Genomic DNA, 20,261 nt, shown 5'->3' with positions numbered 1-20,261 from the left:
TATAATATTCATTAAAAATTATGAATTAATTTTATCAAAATAGAATAAGTAATAATAGATTATATTATATTAATATGAGCAATAAACAGAACTCTTTTACAAGGAGTTTATATATTACCTATTGTATAGATATTACATGATAAAAAAAATTTATTTATTTAATAAATATATAAATATATTTAAAGTAAAATTTTTTAAAAAATAAGTTTACAAATTAAATAATTATATTATTTATTTTATATATACAATATAATTAGTATGAATTATTTTATTTATAGCATATAATATTTATAAAAATATAGTTTTGCTAAACTTACTAATATTCATTATACATTCATATATGATATAAGAATTTTATATTATTAATTTTATTAAATAAAATATTAGTCAGTATAATTTATAATTATGCTTAATAAGATAATTTTCGTTATAAGATAATATAGTGATTGTCAAATTATTTATAATTTAGTTAATTAAAATATTGTGAGATCATTTTAATAAAAATAATATATTACTTATTATAAAAATAAATGTTTATAGTTATTTAAAATAAAAAAGTAATAATATTTAATTATCATATAATGTTTGTAAAAATATAAAATATACATCTATAACAAATTAATATCAGTCTATAATTAACTATATAATTTAAAACATATCCTATTAAAAAGCAATAAGTAAATTTTTATAAAAAAACAGATTTTTACTACTAAAATAATTTATAATTAAAGTCAATATATTTATATTGTAATTATTTCAATTAAACTATTATTACTGAATTGTAATACATAATAAATAGACTAAAGTATAATACATATATTACTTACTATAAATAAAATATGTATTTATTAATAATAAATCTATTACATACTCAATATAGTTTTTTACAGTAATAACTATTATTACATGAAAACTAAAATATTATAAACTTACTAGTGTATTAATATAATACTAATGATTATTTATTAATAATACAGATTATTCTATAATATTAGTATAACAATTTATAATATAATATAAAATATATTATTATATTGATAATATAACTGCGATTACATTAATAATATAATCCTAAAAAATATACTTTAAAAATTACTTATATTGTAATGAATTATAAAATCAATATCTTTAAAGAATATAACTTTGACATTCTTAATAAATCTTTATAAGAGGTGTAAACTACATACTTCTTTATATGCGTCAATAGAAAATTTTAAATTTACTTACATAATTATATTAAAGCTTATAAATAAGTATTTTTATTAAAAATACTATTGATACTATTTTATAGTATATTAAATATATATGATTCTTTATTAAGAATAATTAAAAAGTAATATTTTAAATAAATGTTATACTAAAAATAATTAATATCATTTAATAATAAAGTTTTGCATAATATACTCTATATTCATTATATATAAAAATATGAATTTAATTAAAAATTTATATCATTATTGAAATAATCACTAAATAATAATTTAATTGATACTATATACAAACTATAAATCATATGATATATATACTATAACACCTAATATATTCAATATATTTTAGTGTCTTATTATTAAATATTTATAATATAATATTATGGCTATAATGATAGCATGATAATATAATTAATATGTTTTATTTAAAAAATAATTTTTATATATTATAAATAACTAAACTAATATATTTATATTAGCAATATAAATATGTAATATTTTAAATATTTACTTTATTTGATATAATATATAAACTATATGTTTATTATATATTAGTGATGTATTTATAATTATAAATAAAATATATTTATATACTATCATTAATTAAAATAATTATAAATTTTTATTTAGAATATATTCTATTTTTAAGAAAAATTATTTTTTATTATCATTACAATATTTTTATAAAAATATTTTTATATAATAATTATTATTTTTTAATAAATAAATTATAAAAGTATATAAAGATAATTAATATTTAATTTCTAGTTATACTTTTTTATCACTATAATAATTATCTTATTCAAGATAATCTGCTTGTGCAGCCTGAATTGCAGTAATAGCAACTGTATATACTATATCATCTACTAATGCACCACGAGATAAATCATTTACTGGTTTACGCATACCCTGCAACATAGGACCAATCGATATAATATTAGCAGAACGCTGTACTGCTTTATACGTAATATTACCTGTATTTAGATCAGGAAAAATTAATACTGTAGCTGTACCAGCTATTGGAGAATTAGGGGCTTTCAGTTCTGCTATTTCTTTTATAATTGCTGCATCGTACTGAAGAGGTCCATCTATTATCAAGTCAGGACGCTTTTTCTTAGCTAAATGAGTTGCTTTGCGTACTTTGTCTACTTCACTTCCTAAACCAGAATACCCAGTAGAGTAAGAAAGCATAGCAACACGTGGTTTAATACCGAATATAGCCGCAGAATCTGCAGACTGAATTGCAATTTCAGATAATTGTTCAGCTGTTGGATTAATATTAAGTGCACAGTCACCATAAACTAGAACTTTATCAGGAAATAACATAAAAAATACAGAAGAAACTAAGACGCTATTTGGTGCAGTTTTAATTAATTGTAATGATGGACGAATAGTATTTGCTGTAGTATGCACTACCCCAGAAACCAAACCATCTACTTCATTTTGTTCCAACATCATCGTTCCTAATACGACATTATCTTCAAGCTGTTGACGAGCAATACATTCGGTTATTCCTTTATTATTACGTAACTTCATTAAATGAGTAATATAATGCTCACGAATTATATTAGGATTCACTATGTCAATATTTTTGTTTAAAATAATTCCTTGATCAGATGCTACACGATGTATTTCTTTCGGTGATCCTAGAAGGATACACTTAGCAATGTTTCGTTCAGCACAAATAGTGACAGCTTTAATAATACGTGGTTCATTACCTTCTGGTAAGACAATACGTTTATAAGATTTACGTGCCATATTAACTAATTGATAACGAAATTTATGGGGAGATAAATAACTTAAACTTTTATGATTTATGGTTAAAGAATCAATCCATTTACTATCTATATGACTTGCAACGTAGTTTCGTAATTTTTCTATACGTTGATAATCATCAGTTGGAACTGTAAGATTAAAACATTGTTGTAATTTCATAGATGTTTGCCAGGTATTTTTATCAACGATAAATACTGGCAAACCAGTATTAAACGCACACTTACATATTTTTAAAAGTATCTTATCTATATTATAACTACCGTTGGTCAGCAATATTCCACCAATTGTTACTCCATTCATTACAGCTAAACATGCTGCTATTATAATATCTAAACGATCAGCAGAAGTTACTAATAAAGAACCAGGACGAAAATCTTTTAATATATTAAGGGTACTACGTGTACAAATAATTACAGAATTAATACGGCGAGTTTTAATATCTCCTTCATTGATGATTCGTGCTTTTAAATGATTAACAATATCTATTGCACGAGTAGCAAACAATTTAATATTCCAACATATAAATCCTAAAATTGGTATTGGAATATTTTCTATTAATTCTGTAGTATGCATGCTTTTAAGAGAGTTTGATACAGTAATATTATTAGATATCTTAAATAAGTTTGATCTAATATAGTCTTGCTCATTAATATATGTATTGAATGTATTCATAATAACACCAGTAATATTTTTATTACTGTTAAATTTAGTAGAGCAAGCTATTTCAATATACGTTTTAATTTGAGAGGTTGTATAATTACCTAATGTCATAACAAAAACTATCTCAGCATTTAAAGTATTAGCTATTGTATAATTTAAATTATTAATTAATTGTTGATGATTATAAGGTATTAAACCTTCAATTAAAATTATTTCTGTATCTTTGATATTTTGATTATAATAAATAGCTATTTCTTCCATTAATAAATCTTGTTTGTAAGAATTAAGAAGCATTTCAATGCTAAACATACATAATGGTTTTGCAATAAGAATAGAAGGATCAATATAAATAATAGTATTATTTTTTTTAGCATTATCATTATTTATTAATGATTCTGCTATTGGTTTAAAAAATTTTAAACTAATATTTTTTTTTTCTATACAGCGCATAACACCTAAACTAATATTAGTTAAATTTATATTAGCGTCTATAGGGATTAACATAATGGTACGTGACACAATTAACCTCATATAAATAAGTATAAAATATTTTATATGTATAAATTACTGATTTATGCACCTAGTATAATCATTGATTATTTTGTAAAATACTTTTAATAAAAAATTAAATATTAATAACATTTAATGTATCCTGTGCAATAATTAATTCTTCGTTAGTAGGGATAACTAAAGCTACACTACTGTTATTTGTAGTAATAATACCTGATTTTCCATAACATGTAGATAAATTACGTTGGTCATCTATTTGAAAACCTAATAAAGAAAGTTTATTCAAAGTTAATGTACGTACTATGGCTACATTTTCCCCAATACCACCAGTAAATACAACAGCATCAAGCTTGCCATCCATTAGTGAAGTATAGCCACCTATGTATTTAGCTAAACGATGACAGAATATATCCATTGCACGTTTAGCATGATTTTTTACAAAATAATTATCTGCAATATAACGACAATCACTTGTTACCCCCGTTAGACCTAATAAACCAGATTCTTGAGTTAATAAATTCTTAATTTTGTTAATACTCATGCCTAATGAATCATATAGATAAAATATTATAGATGGATCAATATCTCCAGAACGCGTATTCATGACTAAACCTTCTAATGGAGTCATACCCATAGAAGTATCTACGCATTGACCATTGCGTACTGCAGTTATAGAGGCGCCACTACCTAAATGACATGTAATTGCATTTAATTTTTCAAGGGGTTTATTCAGTATTTTAGCTGCTTCTTTGCTAACAAAAAAATGACTAATTCCGTGTGCACCATAACGACGAATGCCATAATTTTTATACAAATTGTATGGAATGGCATATAAATAAGAAGATTCTGTCATAGTACTGTGAAAAGATGTATCAAAAACAGCGACATTTTTATTTTGTAATTTTGGAAAGAATTTAAATGATTCCATAATGCCTATAATATGTACAGGATTATGCAAAGGAGCAAATGGAATAGCATTTTTAATGCCTTGTAGTACATGATTAGTAATCAAAGTTGACTTAGTAAAATTTTCACCGCCGTGAACAATACGATGACCTATTGCAATAATAGATGAAGATAATTGGGTGTTTTGAGATAAAATAATATGTACTATAAAATATAATACTTCTTTGTGAGAAGAACCGTTAATTAAATGTTCTTCGTATGTTATGCCTTTTATCTTCCATGTAATCTTAGCCTGAGGAAGATTCAGAGATTCAGCTAAACCCGACAGATGTTCTTCACTGTTAATGGCATCAATAATAGCAAATTTTAGTGATGAACTACCACAATTAAAAACTAGTACTAAATTAGACATTTAACTACCTACTTAATACGTAGTCATATATTAAATAAATCATACTATTTGTATATAAACTCTGTATTTCAAGATTGATTTATTGAAACAAATGATAATATATAACATATATTTATTACGAATATATTATATATTTAATATGTTAATTACACTCTACATTTTATAAAAAATGTAATTTAATTATTTATTTAAATAATATATAATAATTTCATTGTAATTATAGTAAGTATATTACCAACATATGTCTTAATGATATAATTACTATGCTATTATTAATAGCGTATAATAATATGAATTAAAAATTAATATTTTATGATACAGTGACTTAACATAATGTTATATATTCTTATTTGATAAATAAATTATTATAAATATAAAATCTTTATAATAATTCGAACATAATAATATTGTGTTCGAATATCTAGATATTGTATATATATTGATATATATAGTATGATTTATAAAAATATTTTATTATATTGTTTACTAGGGCATTATATATGATAATACTTGTTCTTATTTTATAATATGTGTAAAAATATAATGTTCATCTATGGATTCATTCCATAAACGGTTAAATTCTTTTATATACTTTTTAGTAATATCTAATCTATTACGCAAATAAATAACATTTTCTGCATTACGGGATACTGCACCTTGTGTATAGTTAAAAGAACCAGTTTGAACTGAATGACCATCAATAATCATAAACTTATTATGCATTATTGCATATTTATTATTTAATTTCACTAAAATATGATGATGAGCAAGATAAGTTAGAGCAGTATAATGTCCATTGTTTAATTTTTTATCAGCAACTATTCGTACGTTTATTCCATGTTGTTGTGCATCAACAAGAGATAATGCAATGTTTTTACTTGTAAATGAGTAAGCTGCAATATCAATTGAATGTTTTGCTTCTTTAATTGCCGTAATCACAAGATGATTTGCAGTATTACCTGGTGAAAAACCTACTTCTATATCTTGAATGTTAGCGTTAGCTGAAAGTGATATTATTATAGTTAAAAAGAGTAAAAAAATAGCAGTAATAAACGTTACTAGCTTGCTCATTGTTAGTTACTCCTTAGTCATGAGATGCAATATTATCTTTTATAAAAGATATATTTTTTTAAAAATAACAAAATAGTTTGTTAAGAATTTTATCTACTATGAATTAAATAATGCTTTAAAAAATTTTATATTTTTATTAAAAATAAATAAAGTATTTTTTAAAATATTTATCTCATTATTATGTTTTCATTAATATATTTTTACCGGTCATATTAAGTAGTTTTATGTTTTTAAAGAATGCAATTTATAAGAAATTATTAGATATAATCTTATAGTATTATTTTAAGTAAAATTTTAATATAAATAATTTATTAACTAAATTTTTTGAGCATTCATTATATATATAATAATTAATTATTAATATTTTTTAGGGATTCTTTGTACAATTTATGTATAATTATTACTTCTTTTATTATAGTAGCATATTAATGTATTTATCTATGATAAAGGAGAAAATAAGAATAAAAACTTTTTATATTGTATTTATATTATTGTATAAATTATTATATACTATATACAATGTTATATTATTATATTATATCAAAAAATATTACTAATATTTATAATAGTAGATATTTTAATATTATCTAACTAATTGATTTATCTTTATTTATAAATACTAATATATAATTTTATATAATTATATTAGTTAATCATAATGTAACTATAGCGTTATATTGTTTATATAATGTAATGAATTTAAACTAATATAGTTAGTATATGATATATGCTAGTTTTAGTCAGTAGATAATATTATACAATAAATACAAATAATTATAATATATCAAAATTTTTAAAAAATGAATTGTTTATAAATTACTAAAAAATATAATTTGGATAATAATATTTCTATAAAAATTAAATTTTAAAAAACATTAACAAATATCATTGATATTATATTATTATTTTATATAAACTTATATACTATAATAATATAACTATTTATTATAGTATTAATATGCTCAATATATTATAAATGAAAATATATCTTATATATAATATTTTAAATATTAATATATTGATACTGGAGCATTGAAATTTTTATAAAAAATCTTTTTTATATATAAAACATCATTATCAAAAATAATTCTTTTAAAGATAATCTTATCACATCCACTTTTACTAATTTTAGTTATATTGCTATAATTATAAGTGCTCACTAAAATATATCTATTATAAAGTATACATGATTTAATATTAAAAGATTTTTAATGTATCTGTATGATTTTTAATTTCATTAATCTTAAAATTACTATAAATAAAATAATAATTGTTATTGTCAATACATATGATATTAAAATTATCAACTAAGAATAATAACTTACTATATACGATACTCTAAATTAAAAATTTACTATTAATTATTTTATAATATTTTTATTTAACATGTAGATTCAGATTCACGAATAGTAACTTCAGCATTTAATTCGTTAATTTTAGCCGCCATGAGTGCATGACAATGCATAGCAAGTTCATTAATATGTTCTTTATCATATTGTGTTATATCTATTGGTGGTAACATTTCAACAATGACTAATCCATTGTTTAATTTATTAAGTTTTATTTTATTATTAGTTTCGGAAGAACAAACAGGAATAATTGGTACTCCTGCAACAATAGCAGTATGGAAAGCCCCCTTTTTAAAAGGCATTAAACCACGACCACGACTGCGAGTACCTTCAGGAAACATCCAAAAAGATATAGTCTTAGTACGACACTCATTTATAATTTTTGTAATAGTATGATGTGCTTTAGTGCGATTTGTTCGGTCAATGATCCAATTGCCCGTCAACCAATAAAGTAATCCAAATAATGGAATCCAAATTAGGCTTTTTTTACCTATAGTTACTGAGTTAGTTTGCATAGCATTTGATAGTGTTACCATGTCATAGTTATTTTGATGATTTGCTATATAAATTGAATTACCAGAATATTTAGCTGCATTTGGAATACGTATTTCTACTTTTATACCAAATAATAAAGATAATCGTCCAAATATATGACTAAAAGTAGCAACATGACGTGGATTACGTGGGCTAAAAACACAATAAATACAACCAAAAATACAAGTTACACTACAATATATTGTAGTTAGTACAATGCGAATAATGGATAACATAATAACTCCATAATTATACATATATCTATATATTAATTAATTTGTGCTTAATGTATTTATAAATACATATAAAAATTTTTATTGGTATCATCTTATTAACTATTAAATATATATAAAAAAATATACATTAATTATTAGAATTAATTTTGTAATATATTATAGATATTATTACCATAATTTACATTACCTAATAATATAAATAAAAAATTTAATAATTATACATTTATATCTGTATAATTATTACTGTATATGTTAAACATACAGTAAAAAATAAATATTAATAATTAAGAATATAAAAAATTGCCGTGTAAATCTTTTATAGCATTTTAAATAATTAGTGAAATATACAAGATATTATGAAATAATTTAAAAAATAATAAAGAGTTATTTACTATAAAAAAGTAACAATACAAGTTAATTTTTATTAACTATTATTAATAAATAATATCTTAATTAAGATTTTATTTATTAATAATAAAATACATATATTATAAAATAAATATTTTAATAAACTATTAAGTAGTATAGATATTCTTTTCATGCATATTATGAAATAATGCTTAATTCTATAATAATAATTCGTAATTTATAACTTATAAAAGTACTTTTATCTTTTATTTTATAGAAAATATTAATATATTCTATATATAAAACTATAAGGTAAAATTTTTATTTTAAAATTAAGTTTCGTATAAAATATTAGTAATGTTTATGTAATATATTATATATTTATACTTATCTATATATTATAATTAATTTATGATGTAATCGTAATACATGCAAATTAATATAACAATATTAAGAGAATTTTTTATTTTTAATGTTGATAAACAAAATAAACTCTTAATAGAGAATATTAAAATATATAGTTAGTATATCTAATAATGATTACTAGTTAATATATATTATTAATTGTAATATTTTTATATATTTTGCATTCTTTAAAAGAACAAAAATTATTTTACCAATATAATAAAGTGCAATACAGTTATAAAAATATAAATAAAATTATATCCTATATTTAACACTATCAAAAATTTTTAATAATTTATAGAACTATTAAAAACTAATTAATAATTGTTTGTATTTATAAAATAATCTTACTTATTTAAGTAAGATTATATTTCTCATCAAGCAATAATATAGTTTTTATAAAAATAACTATTACTTATTAAAATTAATAAATATTACTAGATAATTTATTATGAATATATACAATTGCATAGAAACAATAATGTATATTATCATTTCAGCTTATCTAAATAAATATAATAACTTTTTACAAAAAAATTATTTTGAAGTGATGAAATATAATGGTTATCTAGTATAATGAATTCAGTATTATATGCTTACAATATTAGCTGTATGATTATTTTGTAATTAAGAATAACAATTATGACTATATGTTTTTATTATTTTAAAATTTTTTAAATGAAAAAATTTAATTTATATTTAGATATTAACATATTATTATAATTTTAGTTAAAACTGCTTATTAATATGTAATATTTATCTTGACTAATACAGCAAGTTAGCTGTATTGTTACTCAAATATTTTTTAGGTCTGTATTAATAAATATATTAAAGTACTTAATCCATATTTATTTTAATTCTTTTTTACTAGGAATAATATAAATTATTTGATTGATATAAATAAATACTATAAAAGACTTTTAAAGTATACAAAATTTTTAGTACTTTATCTAGATAAGTTTGAAGGATTAGGCTTTATATTAAAAAGATATTTTATAACTTAATCATTAGAATGTCTAATAGATTTCTAATGTATTAAATAATTATTTAATAATTATTATAATTTATATTAACATAGTAACTTTTTAAGTTTATAGTAATAAACACATATGTTATGAATTTAATAAAATATATATTTTTATATATTTAGTATTATTCTTCTAAAAGAATTAAGATTTTTTATAATCTTTTTAATAATGTATATTATTAATAATAGTTAATTGTAATATACATTTAACTAATTATTTATTCTAATATTTTAGCTTCTCAAATATAGTATCAGAAAGTACTTATTACTATTATTATTTCTTATTTTTTATATTATAAATATACAGACTGAACCACGTATAGTATGATATATTTTAAGTATAATTTAATCACAAAGATATTATTTCCTTGTAATTAAATTATCAAGTCTTATTATTTACAAATATCATGATATTTATTATTTTAGGTCTATAAATTAGTATCATAAATTCTCTTAAAATATTATATAAATTATTAAGAACAATATCTATTTTTATTCTAACAGTGAATATCAATATTTATGTTCATCAATATTAGATAGACGAGCAATATATAAGTTTAACTTTTTATTGTTTATTAATACCATGAAAATTTAATCTATATTTTATAGTTACTTAGTTTAGATCTTATAATAATATTTTAGCATATTTAGATAATACTTATTTCATATACTATTTTGCAATAAAATATTTAATAGTATCTGAAGATCTTTAATTGATCTACTCATGGATTCATCAGTAAAAAATAAAAAATAATTCTATGTCATTAAAAAATTAATATTCACAATAAGTATTAACTCGATACAAAGTAATATTGCCTAGTATATCACTAGTATGTGTGTAGATTTTTATATACTTAAAAATATAATAGTAATACTATTTTAGTATATTGCATGCATAATTACAAACTCTACGGAGTATAAATTATCACGCTGATAACAGTTATTCGATATTTATTACATATAATGTCTATATGCAAGAACTGATATATATTTTATATATTAATATAATTTTTATTTTTTATTATATGTGTTAGCAATGTTTATTTTTAATTTTTAATTAATATACTTAATATGTATAATAATATGTTAACTAAAAATAATAATTTATTATTTAATTTTTTTAAATAACATTATTAAATAATATATTATTATTAATATAATTCTATAATACATATTTAGTCAAATAGAATCTAATATAAAATCTAAGTAAAATATTTTGTTGAAAAGAACTACAGCATATTTAATTTTATATCAGTTAGATTACTTTTTGTAATTCATTATAACGATTTTAGAATATTTTTACTGAAAATACATAATTTTTATATTTTAAATAAGATTAATATTATCTATGCATAACTTTAAACTAATCTATATGTATTATCATCTAATGTAATATTACGTAATTTATTTAAGTTTATTGTACTTAAATAGTAAAATAATTCTTTACAGATTAATCTTACTTTTTTATGCTGCAGTTCTTTTTCAATAAAATATTTTTATCTTATTTATGAAATCAATAATTAATGTATTTATTTATATCTATATGAATAAAGTAAGGATACAGCAATATAAAATGTTTATTAATTATTAAAAAAATTAGTAGTAAAATAAAAATATAATACATAAATTATCATATAATTTTAATACAACTTAGCTCTTGTAAGCATATAAGTTTTACCTTAATATCAATTACCGAAATCATGACTATTTAAGTTTATACCAATGGTTATCAAAATACTATGTAACTCTTACGATGTTAATAATATATATTATAAGATATTTGTTCTGTATTCAATATCTTATTTGTTAGTGTTCTAATTATTTAATTTTATCATGATATATTTATGTAATAAATACTTTTTTAGAATATTTTTTTACTAAAAATAACGCAGTATACATAGTATTAGGTAATAAACTAATTTTTCTGGTAAAGTTCGTCCATTAAATTTTTTATACAATGATTTTCTAATTGAGAATATATTACTGAATACTAGATATTAATCATTTAGCTAGTTATTATTAATAATAATAAGAGTGTTTTATCAAAAACTAAAAGTATCTTGCATGATATTACAAATAACCATTATTTACTGACGTTAATATAAGAACTTTAGTTTTTTGTAAACTATAAATCTATGCTTTTTATTAAAAATACATATATAATTTTTTGAATATTATTAATAGTTATCTTAACATAATGCCTTATGGTATAAGTATCATACAAAAAACAAATAAATATATGAAGCTTTTTTAGTGTTGATGTTTGTAATATATCTATTAATATTATCCATAAGGTACTTGCTTTAACTATGATTATTATACCAATAATCTTTTAGTATTATATAATTTAATGACAAGAATAATCTTACTATGACAATATAATATTGATTTGATCGCTAACATATATCTTCAATGAAGCATCAATATTCAAAATTACTAAAAACTACTGAATTAAGTCAAATAATTACGTAATTATTAGTATTGTTTTTTGTTACAATAGATTAACTGTATATCTCTTAATATTTAATTATAATTATTAAAGATATATTGAATATATTAATATATTACGATATACATTTACTTCAATATATTTCAATAAAGAGTTTATCTATTGAGATATCTCGCTCTTTTCTCTATGAAGATTTTTATAAAATAGTAATTTTATTAAAGAGTATACTGTAAGTATATAAAATATATAAATTGGATTCAGTTGTAATTTATGTTCTTTCTATAAAATGTAGATATTACTAATATAGTATAACTGTTATTCAGTAATATTAAAAATTTTTCAGAATATAAAATTATTTATATATAAGATTTATGATCATATAAAATATTTATCAAAAATATTATTAATAACTATATAAGTCAAATAATTATATAATATAGTAGTATCAATATATACGAGTTCTATAATTTATTGAATCTACATGACTAAATAATTTAATAGAATTGTCATTATAATGATATCTATTAAAGTCATATGTATCTTATTAGTTAATCATGATTATTAACTAACAGTAAAAGATAATCTGTACTTACTTGATAAATATAGCTATATTATTACTTAATAAAATAAAGCAATTTTATGCACATAAAATAATATATAATAAGAAGCTAGTCAACTAAAGATATACAAAAATAATTTTAAAAAAATAACTAATTTTTTTGAAATTTTATCTTATTATATCTTAGTTAATTATTGCTTGTTGATAGGCTAAATTTTCATGACTATATTTTATATAAAATAAAATAATATCTATTAACTTTAGTAAGTTAATTTTTTAAAATTAGTATTAAATAATATATAATAATTTTATATATTTCATTGGTATTATTATGCTAATTTTGCTCACCATTAATATTTATTAAAAAATATGGTAAATTAAATAGATACAACAATAATTAAGTGATTTATATATAATGTACAATTAATTATACATAATAATTTATTTATACATATTTTATTAAAACTATTAAAAAATAATAAAATATATATAAAACTTTATATTAATAATATAATTTATTAACTATAGTTATATTTTGTATATATGCATAACCAACATAATTTGCTGGAAGCAATATACATTCAATAAATTTTATAATACAGTAATATTATGTACATTGTTATTGATCAAGTACCTTTATTATTATCAATAATAAAAAGATTATCAATAATTATTTCTAAAATAAATATCTACAATATAAAAATTATATATATAATGTATAAAATACAGCTGTATATATAATAAATAATTATTACCTATTTATGATAATAATCATTATAATTAAAAAAAATTATTAAATATAATAGACTAATAATTATCAGTATATATAAAATAATATGATTATTTAGTAATATTAATTAAAGTTATTATAAAATTCATACAATCTCATAATTATATACTTAAATTTTTTAAGTTAAATATTTATGTTTAAATAAATAAAATATCAATAATATTTTTCTTTATTTGAAAAAACAAAGATATGTTAAAATTATATATATGTGAATATATAAATATTTTACTAAAATTAGTATTCTAATATTTAGTTACCATGCATATTATTTTAAATAAATTATATTTATTTTCTTTATTAAGTGACTTATATGATGAATTCTATGTGATTATCTTAATAAATTAATTGTTCTTAACATTAAAATTAATTAAAGTTTTGCTACGCTCACCATCAATATCTCTTGTTAATTTAGGTACCATATATCCAGGAATTTTTGTTATCAACTCTTGCATAATAATGCAAGCTTCATTTTCTAAAACCATGAAATGTGCAGTACCTTGTACTTTATCTAACATATGTAGGTAATAAGGCATAATTCCTGAATTAAATAATGCTTTGCTAAGATTAGCTAGTGTATTTGCGTTATTATTGACACCACGTAGTAAAACACTTTGATTTAATAAAGTAACTTGAGCATTTTTTAAGCGCATCATTGCATCACATACTTCTTTATTAATCTCATTAGGATGATTAATATGTGTAACTAATATAATATGTAAATGTGACTGATATAAACACTGTATTAATGTTTTAGTAATACGATCAGGAATAACTACAGGTAAACGACTATGAATGCGTAAACGTTTTATATGAGTAATATTTTCTATTGCTTTTATCAACCAAATTAGTTCATGATCTTTCGCCATTAATGGATCTCCACCGGAGAAAATAACTTCTTCTAGATCTAATTGTTGGCTGATATAATCTAATGCTTGACGCCAATTTTTTTTATTTCCCTGATGATAGTGATAAGGAAAATAACGACGAAAACAATAACGACAGTTAATAGCACAGCTAGATTTTACCAATAATAATATCCGGTTAGTATACTTATGTAATAATCCTGGAGCTACAATAACCTCTTGTTGTTCTTTTAATGGATCTTTCGAGTATCCTGGAGTAACAAGAAATTCATTAGAAGAAGTCATTACTTGTAGTAATAATGGATCATTAGGATCACCTTTTTTTATGCGATCAACAAAGACACGAGGAACTCGGAATGCAAAATCATATCTTTTATTTTGATAAGATTGCCATTGCGGGCTCTTAGATATCAACAAATATTGCAGTAATTCTCTTGGTTCAATAATAACATCTGATAGCTGTTGTAACCACTTTTCTCTATATTTCATATCTTTAATCACAAGGTGAGTTATATTTTTGATAGCAATTTAATTATTAATTATTATAAAGGATTTTTATGGCAAATTATTTTAGTAACAATTTACGTCCTGGTGTCAAAATTATATTTGAAGGAGAACCTTATACTGTAGAAAATAGTGAATTTATTAAACCAGGTAAAGGTCAATCCTTTGCGCGTATTAAAATGAGACGTTTGCTTACTGGTAGTCGCATTGATAAAACATTTAAATCTACTGATTGTTTCGAAAGTGCAGACATTATCGATATGCATCTTACTTATTTATATAATGATAGTATATTTTATTATTTTATGAATAATGAAAATTTTGAACAGTTTACTGCTGATAGCAAAGTTATTGGAGATAATGCTAAATGGTTGTTAGAGCAAACAAAATATATCGTAACATTGTGGAATGGTTGCCCAATTCAGGTAATTCCTCCTAATTTTCTAGAACTAGAAATAATAAATACTAATCCTGGTTTAAAAGGAGATACCATAAGTACCGGTAGCAAACCTGCGACCTTAAGTACTGGAGCAATAGTTAAAGTACCTTTATTTGTAGAGATTGGTGAAATCATTAAGGTAGATACACGTTCTGGAGAATACATTGCTCGAGTTAAGTCTATCTAAAAATATATATTTTATTCAACAGTTACTGATTTAGCTAGATTGCGTGGTTGATCAATGTCTGTCCCTTTCATAAGTGCAATATTATAAGCAAGTAATTGTAATGGTACAGTATATAAAATTGGTGAAATAATATTTTCTATCTGTGGTAAGAAGATAATTTTTACACGATCAGTATTAGTAAAACCAGTATCTATATTAGTAAAAACATATAGCAAACCATTACGTGCACGAACTTCTTCAATATTAGATTTTAATTTTGCTAATAAATGATTATTTGGAGCAATTACAACTACAGGTATATTACTATCAATAAGTGCTAAGGGCCCATGTTTCAATTCACCTGCAGCATAAGCTTCAGCATGAATATAAGAGATCTCTTTTAGTTTTAAAGCTCCTTCCATTGCAATTGGATAATGATCACCACGACCCAAAAATAAAACATGTTGTTTATCTATAAAATCTTTAGCTAAATTTTCAATATCTTTAGTAATAGATAGTATTTGTTCAATGCGTGTAGGTAAAACTTTAAGAGCTTTAATAATCTTTTGTTCTACTCGAACATGCATGTGGTGCAAACGACCGATATTAACAACTAACATTAATAATAATGTTAGTTGTGTAGTAAAAGCTTTAGTAGAAGCAACACCTATTTCAATGCCAGCTTTAGTCATGATTGCTAAATCAGATTCACGTAATAATGATGCATTAGCTACATTACAAATAGCTAAAGAACCTAAATAACCATTTTTTTTAGATAAACGTAACGCTGCTATAGTATCTGCAGTTTCACCTGATTGAGACAATGTAATAATTAAACTATTTTTACGTACTACAGATTTACGGTAACGAAATTCAGAAGAAATTTCAACATCACAAGGAATCATACTGAGAGATTCAAACCAGTAACGCGCTACCATACCTGCATGATATGAGGTGCCACATGCAATAATCTGTATATGTTCAACTTGAGATAACAAGACATTATCTGCATTACTTAGTTCACTAAAATATATTGAATCATATTTAAAACGATTTTTAAATGTATTTGTAATAGCTATGGGTTGCTCATATATTTCTTTTTGCATGTAATGGCAAAATGTACCTTTATCTCCATTATCATATTTTAATTGCAGTTTGATTACTTCACGCTTAACACTGTTTTTATTTTTATCAAAAATATCGACTTTATGACGCGTTACTTCAGCAATATCACCTTCTTCTAAAAAAATAAAATGATTAGTTACTGAGATTAATGCTAATTGATCTGAAGCAATAAAATTTTTTTCTAGACCGCAACCAATTACTAATGGACTGCCAGAACGCGCAGTTATAAGAACGTCAGGATGACATGCATCCATTATTACAGCACCATATGCACCACTTAACTGTGGAATGACGCGTTGTACAACTTCTAATAATGATCCGCCAGATTGTTGTTGCTCCCAATGAGTAAGATGAGCAATAACTTCAGTATCTGTTTCTGATGTAAAACAATATCCACGTTTAATTAATAAGGCACGAATAAATTGATAATTTTCAATGATACCATTATGTACTACGGCAATATGTTCAGAAATATGTGGATGTGCATTTTGTTCTGTTGGTTCGCCGTGAGTTGCCCAACGTGTTTGTGCAATACCAATTTTACCAATCATTGGTTGATGTGCGACAGCCTCATGCAACGCTTTTACCTTTCCAACACGACGGATACGTTGTACATGTCCTTGATCATCTATTATTGCTAATCCTGCAGAGTCATAACCACGATACTCTAAACGGTGCAAACCTTCTAATAAAATTCCTGCAATATTATGCTGTGCTATTGCTCCAATAATCCCACACATACTATTTTGTTCCTATGATTATATAATCACAATAGAACTGCAATTTACTGTTTTATTAATATCCTTAATATTTTGATATTTTATTTTTACTTATTATTAAACATAATATATCTTAAGTAATATTATTTATAGTTTATTGTAGATTATTAATTATATTATTACTTGAATAAGAGGAATAAATATTTAATTATAACTAGACATGATTAATTACTCTTTTATTAAACATGTAATCACACATTATATTATTTTTAATAATACTTTTAAGATTTAATTTATTTAGAATTATTTTTTATTGGACGTTTCCAGTTATGAATGTGTGTTTGTTTAATTCGGCTCATAACTAATTCATTTTCAGCTATATTTTTAGTAACTGTAGTTCCTGCAGCAATAGTAACATTATTACTAATAGTAACTGGAGCTACTAATTGAGTATCAGATCCTACAAATACATTATTCCCTATAATAGTATTATATTTATTTGCACCATCATAATTACAAGTAATAGTACCAGCGCCAATATTTACATTATCTCCAATTTTAGCATCGCCTAAATAAGAGAGATGACCAACTTTAGAGTTAGCACCTAATTTTGATTTTTTAATTTCTACAAAATTACCAATATGAACTTTTTTAGCAATCTTAGCACCAGGCCGTAAGTTGGCAAATGGACCAATAGTACAATCATTAGCAATTGTTGCATTTTTAATAATGGTATAAGAACGAATTTTACAATTATCACCTATAATACAATTGTTTAATATACATCCTGCTTCAATATGAACGCTATTACCCAGTGTAACGCATCCTTCAATAATAACATTACTATCAATGGATATATCGTGACCATGAATAAGATGACCGCGTAAATCAAAACGCGCTGGATCTAAAAGCATTACGCCAGATAAGAGTAATCTGTGTGCTTGTTCAAGCTGATATTCACGTTCTAATAATGATAACTGTAAAAGATTATTTACATTTTGAATTTCACTATATTTATTAGGATAAATTGTTTTAATTTGTCTTCCTTCTTTATGTGCAAACGCAATAATATCTGTTATATAATATTCACCTTGTGAGTTATTATTATTGAGTTTTTTTAACCAACGCTTTAAATCTTTACTACTAACTACCATAATACCAGTATTAATTTCATTAATTTTATGTTGATCTATTGTAAGATCTTGATCTTCAATAATTTTAATCACATTATCGTTGTCACGTATAATACGTCCATAGCCACTAGGATTTTTACACTGAATAGTTAGTAAACTAATACCTTCTAGTGGTTTAGCAGCTAATAAACGATGTAATGTTTCTTTTGAAATTAATGGTACATCACCATACAGTATCAAAATATTATCATCAGATAAACAATATGGCAAAACTTGCTGCATTGCGTGACCAGTACCTAGTTGTTCATCTTGTAGTACCAAATTAAGTGGCTGTTTTAACAGTATTTCTTTAAAAAGATCTCCACAATGGCCATAAACTAAATGTACGTTATTTGCATTGAGTTGAAATGCAGTATCTATTACGTGTTGTACCATTGGTTTTCCTGCTAAATGATGCAGAACTTTAGGTAAATAAGAGTATATTCTAGTACCTTTACCAGCAGCAAGTATAACAATACTTAAAGAACTATAAGCCATAAATAACCTAATTTATTTAAATTGATAAATATAGTAAATACTATGTTAGTATTAGAATTACTACATATTATAAAATATATTATACTGACAAGCAGCATATATTATTATATATAATGTATAAGATTAAAAAATATATTGATTAATAAAAAATAATTTATTTCTTATAAAATATTAAATCAATGCATGCAATAAATAATAATTTTCATGAAGTATAACATCAAACTAATTATAATTATTATACTTTATCATAGATAAGAATAAAATAACAAATTAAATAATATGATCAATATTACTAAATTAATAAATTTAGTTAATAAGATATTATATATTTATTATTTATATAAATATTATTATATAATATTGATATAAATTTTAATTATATTTATTCACGTTATTATAATAAATTTCTTTATTCTTATAATACTAATAATATGTATATCTATGATATTGTAATTTTTAAATATATTTATTTATTGAAAAACACATTATATATTTTTAGTAATATTTGATAAGTTATTATTTATTTATAGGGATC

The 20,261-nt window shown here is 21.7% G+C and carries 8 protein-coding genes; 1 reads left to right on the top strand and 7 read right to left on the bottom strand.

What is annotated here, in order from left to right; all coding sequences use genetic code 11:
* Positions 1–2,006 precede the first annotated feature (2,006 nt).
* From pta to epmB, 5 genes are all read right to left on the bottom strand, one after another.
* Complete coding sequence (gene pta, locus GII40_RS00820) at positions 2,007–4,148, bottom strand: phosphate acetyltransferase (RefSeq protein ID WP_226813618.1); 2,142 nt, start codon at positions 4,146–4,148, stop codon at positions 2,007–2,009.
* Between the two features lie 121 nt (positions 4,149–4,269).
* On the bottom strand, positions 4,270–5,472 hold the full coding sequence (locus tag GII40_RS00815; RefSeq protein WP_226813509.1) for an acetate kinase: 1,203 nt from the start codon (positions 5,470–5,472) through the stop codon (positions 4,270–4,272).
* A gap of 516 nt (positions 5,473–5,988) precedes the next feature.
* Complete coding sequence (locus GII40_RS00810) at positions 5,989–6,543, bottom strand: phospholipase D family nuclease (protein WP_226813508.1); 555 nt, start codon at positions 6,541–6,543, stop codon at positions 5,989–5,991.
* Between the two features lie 1,381 nt (positions 6,544–7,924).
* A complete protein-coding gene (locus GII40_RS00805; protein ID WP_226813507.1) occupies positions 7,925–8,662 on the bottom strand; it encodes a 1-acylglycerol-3-phosphate O-acyltransferase in 738 nt (245 codons plus the stop codon).
* Positions 8,663–14,581: 5,919 nt separating this feature from the next.
* Positions 14,582–15,616, bottom strand: coding sequence for an EF-P beta-lysylation protein EpmB (gene epmB / locus GII40_RS00800; protein WP_420885597.1), 1,035 nt, complete (start codon positions 15,614–15,616; stop codon positions 14,582–14,584).
* Between the two features lie 44 nt (positions 15,617–15,660).
* Here epmB and efp point away from each other — a divergent pair, with 44 nt between their 5' ends.
* Entirely contained in the window at positions 15,661–16,233 is a 573-nt protein-coding gene (gene efp / locus GII40_RS00795) for an elongation factor P (protein WP_226813505.1), read from the top strand.
* 11 nt (positions 16,234–16,244) lie between these two features.
* On the opposite strand, the gene glmS is transcribed toward efp, so the two are convergent.
* Positions 16,245–18,077, bottom strand: a complete 1,833-nt coding sequence (glmS, locus tag GII40_RS00790; RefSeq protein ID WP_226813504.1) for a glutamine--fructose-6-phosphate transaminase (isomerizing) — start codon at positions 18,075–18,077, stop codon at positions 16,245–16,247.
* A 272-nt stretch (positions 18,078–18,349) separates the two neighbouring features.
* Complete coding sequence (gene glmU / locus GII40_RS00785) at positions 18,350–19,726, bottom strand: bifunctional UDP-N-acetylglucosamine diphosphorylase/glucosamine-1-phosphate N-acetyltransferase GlmU (RefSeq protein ID WP_226813503.1); 1,377 nt, start codon at positions 19,724–19,726, stop codon at positions 18,350–18,352.
* Positions 19,727–20,261: the final 535 nt, after the last annotated feature.

It is taken from the genome of Candidatus Profftia lariciata, assembly GCF_020541265.1.
GTDB classification, from domain to species: domain Bacteria; phylum Pseudomonadota; class Gammaproteobacteria; order Enterobacterales; family Enterobacteriaceae; genus Profftia; species Profftia lariciata.
Note: the sequence above shows the minus strand (reverse complement) of the source record. Positions and strands in the feature narration are given on the sequence as shown.

Bases quoted from the DNA above. Each gene is read 5' to 3' on its own strand.
- pta (WP_226813618.1), bottom strand. From the start codon at position 4,148: ATGTTAATCCCTATAGACGCTAATATAAATTTAACTAATATTAGTTTA.
- GII40_RS00815 (WP_226813509.1), bottom strand. From the start codon at position 5,472: ATGTCTAATTTAGTACTAGTTTTTAATTGTGGTAGTTCATCACTAAAA.
- GII40_RS00810 (WP_226813508.1), bottom strand. From the start codon at position 6,543: ATGAGCAAGCTAGTAACGTTTATTACTGCTATTTTTTTACTCTTTTTA.
- GII40_RS00805 (WP_226813507.1), bottom strand. From the start codon at position 8,662: ATGTTATCCATTATTCGCATTGTACTAACTACAATATATTGTAGTGTA.
- efp (WP_226813505.1), top strand. From the start codon at position 15,661: ATGGCAAATTATTTTAGTAACAATTTACGTCCTGGTGTCAAAATTATA.
- glmS (WP_226813504.1), bottom strand. From the start codon at position 18,077: ATGTGTGGGATTATTGGAGCAATAGCACAGCATAATATTGCAGGAATT.
- glmU (WP_226813503.1), bottom strand. From the start codon at position 19,726: ATGGCTTATAGTTCTTTAAGTATTGTTATACTTGCTGCTGGTAAAGGT.